Origin of the sequence: Pedobacter sp. (assembly GCF_045627485.1) — a bacterium.
GTDB lineage: Bacteria > Bacteroidota > Bacteroidia > Sphingobacteriales > Sphingobacteriaceae > Pedobacter.
Genome location: NZ_JAZQNU010000120.1, coordinates 1 through 14,969, shown reverse-complemented (window position 1 = coordinate 14,969; position 14,969 = coordinate 1). Strand labels below are relative to the sequence as shown.

Sequence of the window (14,969 nt, the reverse complement as noted above, 5' to 3'; positions counted from 1 at the left end):
AAAAAATGAAAAAGATATTTACGATCATTTTTGCTATAATTACCCTGTCGTCTTGTGAACTTGATAGGGAACCCTATGGGGCAATGGAATCTGGAAGTATAAACCAGAATCCTGAGGAAGTTATAGATGGGTTACTTAATGGTGTATATGCCCAGCTTAAGGCCTGGTCTGATCCTATGCACCGTTTAGGCGAATACGCAGGCGATAACATTATGATCAGGGGAGCTTCTACCGATGCTTTTTATGAGTTTATCTCCTTTGCCAGAACGCCAAATAATGGAAGGTTATCTACTTTCTGGGACAGTGGTTACAAGGCCATCGCCCAGGCTTCCAATATTATTAATTTGGTTCCCCAAGGTAAAAATCCTACCCTCGATAGTAAATTAGGGGAATGTTATTTCGTTCGGGGAATGATGTATTTTTACCTGGTTCGTGCTTTTGGCCGTCCCTATTATCAACAACCAGAAACTAACTTAGGTGTGCCCATTGTAAATGGTACTCCTGAAGATGTTATCAATTTAAATTTGCCCGATCGGGCAACTGTTAAAGAAACCTATGAGCAGGCTATTGCTGATCTAAAAAAGGCAGAGGAACTGATTTCGGTTAATAAGGGGCCTATTTTTGCTTCTAAAGAAGCTGCCCAAGCCATGCTTTCCAGAATTTATCTGTATATGAGCGGAACGTATGAAAACCCTAATACTACCTATAGCCAGCTTTCAATAGATTATGCCAATAAAGTAATCAATGGTTCAAGGTATCGCCTGTTGCCAAGAGAACAGTTCATGAAGTACAACACTTTTGTGCCTGAGAGTAATCAGGAAACCATTTTTGCCGTTAAACGTGTAGCCTCAGAATTTTCTGGTTCCGACCATTATTATGGCATTGGTGGCATGTATGCCAATATCGGTGGACAAGGCTGGGGAGAAATGTATGCAAGTGCAAAACACATTAGCCTGTTAGATGAAACAGGGCGAAATGACTGGCGACCTGAAAAATACAAAATTGTGGATGCCAGGGCTTCCTTTATCGAGCCTACTTATTCAAAAAACGCCTCTGGAGCTTATACAGAAGTCTTTAGATTTATTAAAGATGATGCCGGCAACGTATTAAACTATGTACAGGCTAATATCAAAAGAAGCGGAAGTGTGATTACCTGTACAGAAGGTGCTGATGTGTATACTCTTACACCAGTTGACGCAGCACAAGAAATTTATTCTATAAGATACAAAAATGGTAAAACTTATACTGGAGTTATCGACTATTTTATAACCTTAAATCGTGCTTTCCCTCAATTCTATATTACTAAATCTTCCCGTGAAGGAGAAAATTCACATTTACATTCTCCTGTAATTAGCAGGTTGGGTGAAATATATTTGAATAGAGCAGAAGCATATGCCAAATTACACAGGTTCGGCGAAGCGCTTACGGATTTAAACACCATCAGAACACGCGCCATTGTTAATGGTGGTTATGCTTCCTTAGATGCATCAAATGCTGGTGATTTAATTGATAAAGAAAGACAGTTGGAATTGGCCTTTCAAGCCGAACGCAGTTTTGATGTTTTCCGTAATGGGAAACCGCTTACTCGAATGTACCCAGGTCCTCAGAGTCAGACCGACAGGATCGCTGCTACAGATTATAGGGTTGTTTATTACATTCCTCAAAGTGCAATCAATTCATATCCTGGTAAATTAACTCAAAATCCCACTAACTAATAAATAAGGTGATGGCGGGCAACCACAAGTTGTCCGCCATTATTTTAAACCATGTTAGTTTAATTTACAGGTTATTTAGAGTTCTTCAATTAATATTACGCAACCGTTTGCGCATTTTTTTAATAGTTTCCCATCAATAATCCCTTGTAAATAGCCTTGCCTTCCTGGCCTTATCCTGAGCACTTTGTACTATTTAAATCTGCAGCTTGTGCTATAGACCTAGCACGTGGTGCTTAAACAAAGATTGCGAATTTATTCAAAAGTGGGCCTGTTGTTCTCTACAAGTTTAGATTCGATTATAAAATTGTAAAATGCCGGCGGTTTTTCAGGGCTTCTTTCCTTTTGAGCGAGTAGTTCAAATAATATATCTGTTGCTCTTTGGCCCTGTTCACGGGGAAATTGCTCTACAGATGCTACAGGAACATGATCCATATAATTGATAAGGGGGAGATTAGCAAAACTCACAAACTCGAGGGTATTATTTCCGGAAAGCTGCAGTAATCTTGTTTTTTTTATCGCGAATAACGCAACATAATCATTAAAGGTCACGATTGCAGTTACCTTTCTTTTATTGCCAAGGAGTTCTGTTAAACATTCTTCAGTATTTTCCTCTGTTAGATCACAGTTAACGATAAGCGAGGGGTCGAATTTTAACCTGTTTTTCTTCATGGCTTCAATGTATCCTTGTTTGCGTTCATTGCTCGCAAAAAGTGTTTTTGGGCCATTGATCATTCCAATGGTACGGTGTCCTTTTTTTAGTAAATAATTGACAGCTTCTATAGTGCCCGTTTCCATATTGCAGGCCACAGAATGAATGTTTTGCAGGGGCGGTATCCTATCAAAGAATACAACAGGAATATCGTAATCTTTCAGTCGTTCAAAATGCTCAAATGAGGATGTGTTTTTGGCTAACGAAACGAGTAAACCGTCAACCCGGTGCTTCTTCATTTTATCAACCAGTTCTCTTTCTTTTTGTTCACTATCATGTGATTGTGCCAATAGCACCGTATAATTCTTCTTATAGGCCGTCTCTTCAATTGCACTCGTTGCAGAAGAAAAAAATGCTTCGGAAAGTTCTGGTAAAATAACACCAATTGTATGGGTTTTCCCTTTTTGAAAGAATACTGCCGATTGGTTGGGTTCATAATTCATTTCAGTTGCCACTTTCCTTACCTTTTGCCTCATTGTTAAACCTATGCTTGGGTGGTCATGAAGCGCCCTTGACACTGTCGAGATAGAGATGTTTAATCTTGCAGCAATTTCCTTTAATGTAGTGGGTTTCGAAAACATGAATGTATAATGGTTAACAAATATGCAAGGTATGTATATTTTGGCGGAAATGATTTGAACGCTCCTGATTACTTTCCCTGTAGGTTAGTTCCTTATGGGTGCAATGCAAACATTTTTACGCCATGTGTGTTCTATGTTTTGATTTCCAAATTGGTAATCGTAAACTAAAACGATAAATATGGCACATCTAGAAGTAGAACCAAAACCGTCTAGACCCTGGTGGCTTTGGCTTATTTTTGTATTATTAGCTATTTTTATAGTAGCTATGGTGTTTAATAAGTGTAGCAATGAAAAAAAAGGAACATCCGGCGATACACTCACCATTGATTCCACTAATGCACCGGTTGCAATGACCATAGTGGATTGGAGTACTGTCGACTTTGATAGCGAGCCTCAAAACGATCCGGACATAAACGACAGTGATATTCAGACAAGAAGTAATGGCACCTATACGATTTACACGCTTGGCGAGAACATTTTGTTTCCTTCTTCAGGAAGCGATCTTTCTGAAAGTGGCGTGAAAAAGTTGGAAAAGATTGCAGACGTCATTAAAAAACGTTTCAAAGATGCCACAATTGGCGTTTTCGGCAGCACAGATTCCACAGGTCCTGCAAATGAAAATAAAGAACTTGGTAAAGAACGTGCTGTTTCAGTGAAAGAATGGCTTACACAGAACGGCGACATTGCCATTGAGCAAATATCTATACAGTCACTGGGAGAAACAGAGCCTGTAGCAACCAACGACACGAAATCGGGGCGTCAACAGAATCGCAATGTTTCTATTGTTGTATTCCCAAATCAGTAATTCTAATAACCATTTAAATCAGAATCATGGAACAGAACACATATAGATACCTGCAGGAGTTAAGCAATAGTGATTTTCAAATCGTAGATGGCGAACCTGACATTACCGGTTGGGATGTGAAAAATGAAGCGGGTGCTTACATTGGAAAGGTAGAAGAGCTGCTGTTTGATCCTCAAACCCGTGCAGTACGGTACCTGGTAGTCGATTTAAACGACAACCTGTTGAATCTCGGCGACAAAAAGATCATGATCCCACTTGGTATTGCCCACCTGCATACCAGCGATGATGAGGTCGTGTTACCAGGTTTGCATGTCGATCAGTTTAATGCCTTACCTCCTTACGATAAAGCTGCACTTGGTCCGGAAATGGAGGTGCAAATAAGGAATGTTATTGGAAGTCCGGCTGCTTTGAGAATAGAAGAAACTATTGCTGAATTTGATCAGGACACATTTTACAAACACCATCATTTTGATAAAGGCAGGTTCTATAAGCGTGGAGGACAATTGGGTAATCCTGTGTCCCGGAATCCGGAAGCGGAAGATCTCACGAACAGTAGATTTTAACAATAAAAAGGAGGCCAAACAGCCTCCTTTTTATTGTTAAAATAATACTTCCAGCATTGGTGATGCAATTTAGATGTTCAAGGCGGCTCTCCCCCCGGTACCAAGTCCTCCAATGCCAATAATGTACCCTATCCAGTAATAAAAGCCAGTGTTATGTTCTGCATACAGGCTGTAATCCATTCCAAATAATTTGGCCAGCAAAGCAAAGGGGAAGAAAACGATACCATGAATAATGCCTGAAAAGAAACCGGCTTCAGTGGGTATTGAGCCTGCAGCCGCACAAGAGCTTAAACAAAGCAGGCAAAGAGTAGCGAAAGTCAGGTAAACGATGGTTTGAATTTTCACGTGATTTAGGAGCTTATTTGATTGTTTCTCTCAGCGGGCTATAGCAAGCATTTATAAAATGACTGACTATTAAAAATGCGGGATTGACTATTACGTAAAAGTAAATGTGTCAATCCCTACATTTTTTCGAGAGCAAAAGTTTTTTCTATTAGTTGGTTAGTTGCTCAAAAGTATAATTACATAAACGTTATTCCTTACGGGAAACCGTAATCCTAAATAATTCCGAAATCTTTGCAGTAAGCAACCAATTGCTCATTTTTAGTGAATCCTAACACCTCTTTAATTAGATTAAGACGTTTTTCTACACTACTTAAGCCAGATGGTTTAATATTATTCTGTTGAAGGTATAGTGGTATATCCTTTTGCAGGGTTCCTTGAGATAACAGGGTTATGATCGTGATATCGAAGTCTGAAAATTCATAGGCGTTTTTTTGCTTTACCATGGGTTTCAGATGTGCAGACAGGTAAGTTTTATTCTTGGAAATGGCTTCTATACCCAACTTTAGATCTTTTGCATCATTACGTGCTTTGCGTATATAAGCGTTAATGCCAAGTTCTTTAAAAAGCTCATCGATAACAGCAGCTTTGTTCTCCGCAGAGAAAACCAGAACTTTTATACCTGGCTGTACAGCTTTAACGGCACTAATCAGCTCCACACCCCCGGCAAGTAACTGCTTGCGATGGTCTTCTTCAAAAGAAAGGTCGGTGATCAATAAGTCAAAAGGCTGCTCAGTATTAGCGTTCTTTTTAATCCGCGTGTAGGCATCATCACAATAATAAGTGTATTCGGTGTTGGCAATGCCCAATTCTTCCAGTGTTTTCCTAACAGAAATACTGGTTGTTTCTTGGTCCTCTGCAATTAAAACTCTTTTGAACATGATGAGGTAGATTAAGTAACAGGAAATGAAATCTGTATTTTCATGCCTTTTTCAGCTGTTTTGTCAAAGGTAATTGCTCCTTTTATAGTATCTATACGGTTTCCCGTATTCCGCAGGCCGTTGTTAAACCGCGTAGTTTCATTCATGCCTATCCCATTGTCAGAATAATAGATATTGATTTGATTGTCTTTTTGTTCAAATCTTATAACTACGTTAGTCGCCTGGCTGTGTTTTTTCATATTCACAAGCAGTTCTTGTAAAATATGTTCTATTTCATATTTAGCATTTGAGTTTACGCTATCCCACATTCCCTCGGCATTTCCGGCGATAAGTATTTTAGTTTTTTCAGTAGCAAAAGAGGTAAGGAGCTCCGATACTTTCAAATGGAAAGCGGTGGTATTCAGGGCATCGTTCTCGTAAGAAATGTCTCGCGATTTCTCATAAAGGTCTTCAATCTTATCTAACATGCTTTCTTTATCGACATGCTCCTGGTTTTCTATTTCGGTCATCACACGGTATAAGCCATTTGCAACCACATCATGCACTCTTTTTGATGTTTTAAGCTTACTTTCCCTAATCGCATTTTGCGCATCTGATTCTAACTTCAGCTTTCTCTTTTTATACCAAAAAATACTTAACGACAGCAGTATAAAGATGCTCGCAATAATCGCCAGGAGTTGATATCGTTTTTCTGTGTTTTCTTGAAGTAATTGCAGGTTATCTGCTTTATGTTTTTCCGTTTCATAACGTAAAAGGGCAAATTGGTTCTTTGCTGCGTTCCGTGCAGTTTTTAAACTGTCATCAATCTTTTGATACATTTCAAAATGTGGCTTGGCAGTCTTACTAGGGCCTAATTTTATTAATTTCTGTAGTGCTGTGAGCCTGTCATTAGCGCTATTCAACTTACTCGCCACCTCATACATCTTGTAGGCATAAAGTAATGCCGAATCGGGATGGCTTTTGCTATAATAATCAACTAAGTGTGCAAAACTGGCATTTTGTCCCCATTGATCATTTTGTTTTTTTCGGATAGAAAGAGCCTTTAGGAGTTCTGGCGCTGCTTTATAGTTTGAATCTTGGAGCCATTTGGTATACGCATAATTATCCATCACCTTTGTTAAAAGCAAGGCACTGTTCTTTACGGTGTCGTGAACTAAAAGTTTCTGATAGATCGCTTTAGCGGCATCGTAGTCCTTGATCTTGAAAAGAGTAACTGCCAGATTATTTTGGAACATGAGACTAACCCAGTCATCATCTTTATTGTTTGCGGCAATTGCTTTTTTATACCAGATAATGGCTTCTTTATGATTTTTTAAGTCGTTTTTGTTTATTGCAATGGTGTTGTAGACTGTAGGGAGAAAAACGGAATTATCCCCGACGAAATATTTAATTGACTTCACTGCTGATTCATCGCTCCCGAAGTAATCACCCTGCATGGATTGGATGATCGCCATGTTAATTAGCGATTTTCCGATCAACAGACTATCAGAGTGCAAAGAGATAACATTATTGTAATAATAAAAGGCACTGTCGTACCGACTATCCTCAAAGAAGTCATATGCTTTGTCGTAATTTAGTTTAGACAGCGCATCAGACGCTATATTTTCTTGCTTGGTACAAGAAAATAAAAATATAATGAGTGATAGGAGCGCCAATAGTTTCACTCAACTAAAATACTTATTTTAAAAGCAAAAAAATGGAAAATATATAAAATAAATTATCAACGTATTAATTACGTTTTTCGCTTAATACACGTCCGGTGCACCTCACCCCATTTCGCTAAAATATCAATGACAGGCTTTGCTGATTCTCCATATTCTGTAAGCTCATAACTTACCGTAACAGGCTGTGTGCTCACTACGGTTCGTTTAACCAGTAAATTGGTTTCCATTTCTTTCAGTTCCCTGCTTAACATCTTACCTGATATGCCAGTAACATCCCTTAGGATATCAGAATATCTTTTAGGACCAAATAAAAGGCTGGCAATGATGGATATCTTCCACTTCCCACCTAAAACATACATCGCATCGTGTACGGCCTGAATAGATTTCTTGCATTCATGACCAGTGTGTTCCATTGTTTCTGACATAGTTAAGCTTGTTACCTCGATGTTACCATTACTTTTTGTTAGTTAGTGACAAAAGTAAACTAATATTCGCAAACTTTGTATCGAATCAAAATTTATAAACATGAAATTAATTGATAGCCTTAACTGGCGTTATGCCACCAAAAAATTCAGTAACCGCAAGGTATCTGCCGAATTGGTTGATCAGATCATTGAAGCCACTAACTTATCCGCTTCTTCTGCCGGACTGCAACCATACCGACTGTTTGTTGTCGAAAATCCAGCGCTCAAACTAAAGCTGGGCGAGGGGTCCTTTAATTCGCAGATCGCTCAATCATCTCATTTGTTCGTGTTTGCGGCCTTTGAAAAAATAACTCAGGAATATATTGAAAAATATATCAACCATATCGCAACGGAAAGAGAGACCCCCGTTGAAAGCCTTGCCGATTTTAAAAATGCCCTTATAAACGGTTTCCTGAATAGAACAGATGAAGCTAATTTCAATTGGGCAGCCAAACAAGCCTATATCGCTTTGGGTACAGCGCTAATTGCAGCAGCAGATTTACAGGTTGACGCAACACCTATGGAAGGTTTCGATGCCGACAAATTCGATGAGCTTCTAAACCTTCATGAGCAAGGTTTAAAATCAGTGGTGATTATGGCCATTGGTTATCGCGATGAAGCGAGTGATTATTTTGCAAAAGTTAAAAAAGTGAGAGTTGCGAAAGCTGACTTTGCCACGATATTGCCGTAATACCGGCAATTATCTGTGGTAAATAAACAAAATTTGATCTAAAAGGTCATATCGTCATTTTCAATATTGACTAAGCTTACTCTTCGCTGGTGTTTTTTAACTTCATCAATAAAGAGTAAGCACCTTTAACCACCATCTTTTTCCCTTTCAGGCTTTCATCTACAGCCGTAAATCCGTCCTCCATTTTTCCTTTTTTTACAGCGGTCATCTGGTAGGTATTCTTGCCAGTTTCCACAAAAACATAGTCGTTATTTTCAAAATTAACGATGGCTTCATCGGGTAAAGCTTCCTGTTCCAGGCTGTTTATTTCCACTTCTGCATTCATGTACATGCCCGGCACCAAACTTTTGTCATAATCTTCAAAATGGCAATGCACTTCTGTATTTCTTTCATTGTTAAGGGAGTGACTCACTAAGATCACTTCCGTTCTGTATTTTTTCTGCGGATTGGCATTGCTGAAAGCCATCACCTGCTGTCCTATCCCAATTTTTGGAAGGTCTTTCTCAAAAACCGTCATGCTTAAATGGATATCACTCGGGTTTACCAATTCAAAAATAACATCAGAAGGGGTTACATATTTACCAATGTTGACGTTTACTTTACTCACAAAACCATCAATTGGCGAATACACATTAATGGTTCTGCCGATGTTGTTTTCATTCAGTTTTACCGGGTTCAGGCCAATCAGCCTTAATTTTTCCGCCAGGCCCTTGCTTTCAATATTCAGGTTGCGGTATTCATTTTCTGCCTGTTGCAATACCTTGTCGCTACCGGCTTTTGACTGGTTCAGTTCTTTTTGCCGCGCATATTCTTTGCTGGCATAGCTGAGCCTGTTTTTTGCACTCAGGTATTCCTGCTGCAGCTGGATATATTGTGCATCCTCAAAGACGCCCAAAAGCTGCCCTTTTTTAACCTGTGTACCTGGTAACATCTTAGTGAATTTTAAGTAACCACCCAGCGGGATGCTTATAGAAATCAGGTTTTGAGGCGGAACATCAATTTGTCCGCTTAATTTAAGGATGCTGCTGATCTTCCTGGGTTTCACTACGTCAACTTGCAGATTGATTTGTTTGGCCTGCTCAGGGCTTAGTTGTACCAATGTTTCATCTGCAGTAGCAGCGACATCCTCTTCCAGGGGCTTGGCTTCCGTGCCGCAGCCATAAATAGCCACGCAGATCAGTAATGTATATAGGGTGTTAATGCAAAATTTCATGTTAGTTTGATAAAAGGTAATTCAATTGTATGATGCTGTTGTTCAGTTCCGTCACTGCGTTAAAATAATCCATTCTTAGCGATAATGCCTGTTGGTTAAGTACTGTCCATTCCAGGTAATTGATCTCTCCCTGGCCAAGTTGTTTACTTAACGTTTCGGTCATGGCCGATGCATTTTTTAGCGCAACACGTTCAAATTCATCCACCATGGCTGCATGAATCTGGTAAGCTTGCCATGCACTTTCAAATTCAGCTTTAAGCTGATTTGTAGCCCAGGTAGTTTCATTGCTGCTAATTAACCGGGCAGTTTTTGCCGACCTGATCCTTGCTTGTTGTGCACCGGAAAATAAAGGGATCTCCAATCCGAACAGGAAGGAATGGAAACGGGAACCCCGGTCGTAATTGATTCCGTCCTGTAAACTCATGTTACGGTAACCCACACTGAATTCTGGAAGTAACCTGGATTTTTCTACCCTGATGGCCGCATCCGCAACTTTTTCCTGTTGCTCATAGGCTTTTAAATAGGGGTGATTGCCAAGCAGGTTGCTATCCAATACCTGAGCCGGCACTTTAAAGCCGGCAGAAACAGGCTGCCTGATCACCTCACTGTTGGTTAACAACATAAGCTGTTGCTGTAGCTTTGTTTGTTCTTTTTCAAGCTCTTTTCTCTGGTTGCCCACCTGTATCAACTGGTTTTCGGCACTGGCGTGTTCCAATACATTCGTCTCCCCGGTTTTAAACCGCAGTTTTGCAATACGCAAAAACTCCCTGTAGGTGCTGTCTAAAGCTTTTAAGAGTTGCATTTTCTGCTGTGTAACCAGCAAAGCGTAGAATACCGTACTCGTGTTTTTACGGATTTCCGCTTGCTGCAGGTCTATATTGACCACCGCAGCCTGGTGCTCTTCTTTAAGTTTGTCTTTTTGCCTGCGGTATACTGCCGGCAGGCTCAGACTTTGGCTAAGCCCGAAAGCATTGTCCACCAGCGGACTGTTGAATTTGCCATACTCCCCATTAACGCTGGTTTTCTGGATGTCCGCTCCTGTGTTGATAAGCTCTTTTGCTTCCATTGCCTTTAAACGCTCGTTTTTAAGCAAAAGGTTGCCGCTCATCGCACTGTCTAATGCTTCTTTCAAGCTAATAGGTGTTTGGGCATTTGCAGGAAACGAAGCCATGCTTATTAAAAGGATAACGAGGCTTGCTATCGCTTTCTTAGGCTTTACTTTTTTAAGTCCTTTTTCAAAAGTGATGTATAAAATAGGAAGTACAAAAAGGGTAAGTAAGGTAGCAATCATTAAACCACCAATAACCACGGTAGCCAATGGCCGCTGTACCGATGCCCCGGCACCGTTGCTTAATGCCATTGGTAAAAACCCTAGTGAGGCCACAAAGGCGGTCATCAACACAGGTCTGAGCCGGGTAATGGTACCCTGAACAACAACTTTTCTCATATCTGTTTCTCCTGATTTTTTAATGCGGTTAAATTCAGCCACCAATACAATACCGTTAAGCACCGCAATTCCGAAAAGGGCAATGAAACCTACGCCAGCACTAATGCTAAAAGGCATGCCCCTTAAGGCCAATAAAAAGATGCCGCCAATGGCCGATAATGGAATGGCGGTGTAAATTAGTAACCCGTATTTGATGGAATCAAAAGCGAAATAAAGCAATAGGAATATCAGTACCAGGGAAACGGGCACGGCTACCGACAAACGTGACTTCGCTTCATTCAGGTTTTCGAAAGATCCTCCATAACTGATGGTATAGCCTGCCGGTAACTTTATTTGTTGGTCCACTTTTTCCTGAACTTCGTTCACAATGCTTTCCACATCCCGGTTGCTCACGTTAAATCCAATTAGAATACGTCTTTTGGTGTCTTCACGCTGGATCTGGCTGGGGCTGTCTACCAGTGACACCATGGCCACCTGGTGTAAGGGAATCTGAACGCCAGATGGGGTAGAGATCAGCAGGTTTTGCACATCACTGATGTCGGTACGTTGCTCCTGCTGAAGCCTCACTACCAGCTCGAAGCGTTTTTCGCCTTCAAACACGGTTCCCGTGCTCTGCCCGGCAAAAGCAGCATTGATGTTTTTATTGATTTCTGCTATATTGAGTCCATATTGGGCAATGGCCTGGCGGTTATATTTGATCACGATTTGTGGTGTCCCGGTAATCTGTTCCACGTACAGTTCTGTCGCACCTTCCACCGTTCTTACAATCTCTCCTACCTTTTTGGCGTAAACACCCAGTGTATCAAAGTCCTCCCCGAATATTTTACAAACTACATCTTGCCGCGCGCCTGTCATCAGCTCGTTGAAACGCATCTGTACCGGAAACTGAAAACTTGTTGTTACCCCTGGCACCTCTGCTGCGGCTTTGCTCATCTTCTCTGACAGCTCGTCAAATGATTTTGCCGAAGTCCATTCGCTCTTTTTCTTGAGGTTAATGATCATATCACCCATATCCATAGGCAGGGGCTCGGTTGGTACTTCACTGCTGCCTATTTTGGTCACAATATTCTCTACTTCAGGGAACCTGGATTTCAGGATGGCCGATACCTTTTGAACATTCTCGATGGTGGTGTTTAGGCTGCTTCCCGAAAGCACGCGTGTTTCTACGGCATAATCTCCTTCTTCGATTGAGGGAATAAACTCTCCGCCCATGCGGCTCAGTATAAATACAGCAAAAATAAATAGCGTAACCACCAGGGCAATTATCGCTTTTGGAATTAGTAACGCACGCTGCAACAGCTTGCGATAACCATTCTCCACTTTTTCCATCATGCGGTCCGATATGGTCTTTTTTAGGCTGATTTTTTTGCTTAATACCAGGCTGCTCATCATCGGGATATAGGTGAGCGATAGGATAAATGCACCCAATAAAGCAAAAGCTACCGTTTGTGCCATGGGTTTGAACATTTTACCTTCAATGCCTTCCAGACTAAATATCGGCAGGTAGACAATCAGGATGATGATCTGTCCAAATACTGCACTGTTCATCATTTTAGAAGAAGCACTTTTCACTTCCGTGTCCATGTCTTTCTGACTCAGCGCGGTTATTCCTGCAAACCTTTTGCTATGGCCAAGCTGGTGCATAATGGCCTCTACAATAATGACCGCCCCATCTACAATCAATCCGAAATCTAATGCACCCAAACTCATCAGGTTTCCACTTACGCCAAACAGGTTCATCATGATGATGGCAAACAACATTGACAGGGGAATTACCGAAGCTACCAATAAGCCAGCACGCATGTTGCCCAGAAACAACACCAACACAAACACCACAATCAGGGCCCCTTCCAATAAATTGGTCTGTACCGTGCTGATGGCGTTGCTCACCATATCGGTGCGGTCAAGGAAAGGTTCAATTTCCACGCCCTCAGGCAGCGTTTTCTGAATTTCAGCAATCTTCGCCTTAATGCTTTCAATCACCACATTGCTGTTGGCGCCTTTAAGCATCATCACAATGGCGCCGGAAACCTCGCCTTCATCATTATAAATCAAGGCTCCATAGCGGGTTGCAGCACCAATTTTTACCTCCGCCACATCTCTAATGAGCAGGGGCACACCGCTGCCGGTATTTTTGATCACCACATTTTCAATGTCATCTTTATCTTCAATAAGCCCCTCGCTTCTAATGTATAATACTGTGGACTGCTTTTCAATGTAAGCGCCACCGGTGTTTTCATTGTTACTTTCCAGGGCATCAAACACGTCAGATATGGTTATGCCATGGGCCTGAAGTTTATTCGGGTTAATGGCTACTTCATACTGTTTGAGTTTACCGCCGAAACTGCTTACTTCTGCCACACCACGAACACCCAGCAACTGGCGCCTCACCATCCAGTCTTGGATGGTACGCAACTCCGTCATGTCAAATTTGTCTTCGTAACCTTTTTTCGGCTTCACCACATACTGGTAAATTTCACCCAGTCCGGTAGAAATAGGTCCCATTTCAGGTTTTCCTATCCCTTCGGGGATATTTGCCTGAACAGTAGTCAGGCGCTCAGAAACCTGCTGCCGCGCCCAGTAAATGTCAACATCGTCGTTAAACACCAGGGTCACCAGTGAAAGGCCGAAACGGCTGTAACTCCTGATTTCGTTAATTCCAGCAATATTGCTGCTGGCTTGCTCTACGGGAAAGGTAACCAGCCTTTCAATATCTGTGGCACCATATGATGGTGCGGAAGTGATGATCTGTACCTGGTTATTGGTAATATCTGGTACTGCATCAATGGGCAGTTTGGTCAATTCAAAGGCGCCATAGACCACTAGCGCTAAGGTAAATAGCGCAACAATGAGTTTATTCTTTACAGAAAACCCAATAATTTTATTCAGCATGAAAATTGATTTGATTTATTCTAATACAATAAAAAAGCAAGGGCACAAAGCGCCAACTTGGTTTAAGAATAAATCAGTATCTTGGGTGGTTGCCAGATTTTGCCGCCAGTGGTGTCAGGAATATGGTGTCCATGGTAAATGGCGGGGCTGCTTATAATCACTTGTGCGATTAACTTAATAGGGTAGGCGTTGCTGGGCATAATATCCAGGCTCACCAAGCCGGAGCCACTATTATCCATTGATTTAAATGGAAGCTGGTTATCGCGCTCTGCATCTGAATCAGTATGAGGGACGCTGTTGTAGTGGTCCCATAGGTATGCACCGAAGGTAATCTCCTTATTTAAGGATTGGTGCTCAAAATAATGCTGAAAAAGTACCGGTAGCTTAGCCAATTCCTGTAAACCAGTGGAAAAGACAAAAAGCACGACTGCAATACATATGGAGGTGAACTTCTTCAATAGGGCAAAGTTATTATTTTCCTGTAGCCCAACAAGAGAATCGCGGTATTTTGTCTTGAGAAGTTAGACACGGCGTATACCTCAATCCGGGTTAAGTCCAAGTTAAGTCCAAGTTGAAAGCGAGTTTTCCTAGAAATACTTGGATATATTATGGATTCATATGTTATGGAATCTGGACTTAAGGATAGTCGATGTAAAGGTTGACAAGCGATCAATTGGAAAAAGGGTCTCCTTTAAACGGTCCGGCGGCTTCCATTTTCTTGCTTGCTAAACGCGCAGCAAAAGTACCCGACTGCTGTACATCGGCACCTTTGCAGCGTTGGTATAGGTAACCAGCCATATAGGTATCGCCGCAGCCGGCAACAATGAAATAACCCTTCAAAGTGCAGAACCAAGCCCTGCCATGAGTTTCAAATACACCTCTAAACGTCCTTTCCGCACAGGAGATAACATGCAATATGTCGGTTTTTCCAATGAAAAGACGAGCCTGATGATTACCAAAACACAATATCAGGATGAAGATATCACATTGACATTCAACACA

The 14,969-nt window shown here is 41.3% G+C and carries 12 protein-coding genes and 1 pseudogene; 4 read left to right on the top strand and 9 right to left on the bottom strand.

All coding sequences use genetic code 11. The annotated features are described in order from the left end of the window. Nucleotides 1-5: 5 nt before the first annotated feature. On the top strand, nt 6-1,715 hold the full coding sequence (locus ACR2F3_RS09250; protein ID WP_432709695.1) for a RagB/SusD family nutrient uptake outer membrane protein: 1,710 nt from the start codon (nt 6-8) through the stop codon (nt 1,713-1,715). Between the two features lie 252 nt (nt 1,716-1,967). Here ACR2F3_RS09250 and ACR2F3_RS09245 read toward each other — a convergent pair whose 3' ends face one another. Further along, complete coding sequence (locus ACR2F3_RS09245; RefSeq protein WP_432709694.1) at nt 1,968-3,005, bottom strand: LacI family DNA-binding transcriptional regulator; 1,038 nt, start codon at nt 3,003-3,005, stop codon at nt 1,968-1,970. Between the two features lie 178 nt (nt 3,006-3,183). Between ACR2F3_RS09245 and ACR2F3_RS09240 the strand changes: the two genes are divergently transcribed. Beyond that, nucleotides 3,184-3,810, top strand: coding sequence for an OmpA family protein (locus ACR2F3_RS09240; protein ID WP_432709693.1), 627 nt, complete (start codon nt 3,184-3,186; stop codon nt 3,808-3,810). Between the two features lie 26 nt (nt 3,811-3,836). Then, a complete protein-coding gene (locus ACR2F3_RS09235; RefSeq protein WP_432709692.1) occupies nt 3,837-4,373 on the top strand; it encodes a PRC-barrel domain-containing protein in 537 nt (178 codons plus the stop codon). 69 nt (nt 4,374-4,442) lie between these two features. Here ACR2F3_RS09235 and ACR2F3_RS09230 read toward each other — a convergent pair whose 3' ends face one another. The 4 genes from ACR2F3_RS09230 to ACR2F3_RS09215 all read right to left on the bottom strand — a co-directional run bounded on the left by ACR2F3_RS09230 (nt 4,443) and on the right by ACR2F3_RS09215 (nt 7,685). After that, entirely contained in the window at nt 4,443-4,718 is a 276-nt protein-coding gene (locus ACR2F3_RS09230) for a hypothetical protein (protein WP_432709691.1), read from the bottom strand. 212 nt (nt 4,719-4,930) lie between these two features. After that, a complete protein-coding gene (locus ACR2F3_RS09225) occupies nt 4,931-5,596 on the bottom strand; it encodes a response regulator (protein ID WP_432709690.1) in 666 nt (221 codons plus the stop codon). Nucleotides 5,597-5,607: 11 nt separating this feature from the next. After that, the gene (locus ACR2F3_RS09220) at nt 5,608-7,260 is read right to left on the bottom strand and encodes an ATP-binding protein (RefSeq protein WP_432709689.1); all 1,653 of its coding nucleotides are present in this window, start codon (nt 7,258-7,260) and stop codon (nt 5,608-5,610) included. 68 nt (nt 7,261-7,328) lie between these two features. Further along, nucleotides 7,329-7,685, bottom strand: coding sequence for a winged helix-turn-helix transcriptional regulator (locus ACR2F3_RS09215; RefSeq protein WP_432709688.1), 357 nt, complete (start codon nt 7,683-7,685; stop codon nt 7,329-7,331). 100 nt (nt 7,686-7,785) lie between these two features. On the opposite strand from ACR2F3_RS09215, the gene ACR2F3_RS09210 reads away from it, so the two are divergent. After that, complete coding sequence (locus ACR2F3_RS09210) at nt 7,786-8,415, top strand: NAD(P)H-dependent oxidoreductase (RefSeq protein ID WP_432709687.1); 630 nt, start codon at nt 7,786-7,788, stop codon at nt 8,413-8,415. Between the two features lie 76 nt (nt 8,416-8,491). On the opposite strand, the gene ACR2F3_RS09205 is transcribed toward ACR2F3_RS09210, so the two are convergent. From ACR2F3_RS09205 to ACR2F3_RS09190, 4 genes and pseudogenes are all read right to left on the bottom strand, one after another. Next, the gene (locus tag ACR2F3_RS09205) at nt 8,492-9,628 is read right to left on the bottom strand and encodes an efflux RND transporter periplasmic adaptor subunit (RefSeq protein ID WP_432709686.1); all 1,137 of its coding nucleotides are present in this window, start codon (nt 9,626-9,628) and stop codon (nt 8,492-8,494) included. Between the two features lies 1 nt (nt 9,629). Continuing rightward, complete coding sequence (locus tag ACR2F3_RS09200; protein WP_432709685.1) at nt 9,630-13,967, bottom strand: CusA/CzcA family heavy metal efflux RND transporter; 4,338 nt, start codon at nt 13,965-13,967, stop codon at nt 9,630-9,632. 62 nt (nt 13,968-14,029) lie between these two features. Further along, nucleotides 14,030-14,425, bottom strand: coding sequence for a hypothetical protein (locus ACR2F3_RS09195; protein ID WP_432709684.1), 396 nt, complete (start codon nt 14,423-14,425; stop codon nt 14,030-14,032). A 211-nt stretch (nt 14,426-14,636) separates the two neighbouring features. Then, nucleotides 14,637-14,969: pseudogene (locus ACR2F3_RS09190) on the bottom strand (hypothetical protein); the annotation flags it as partial.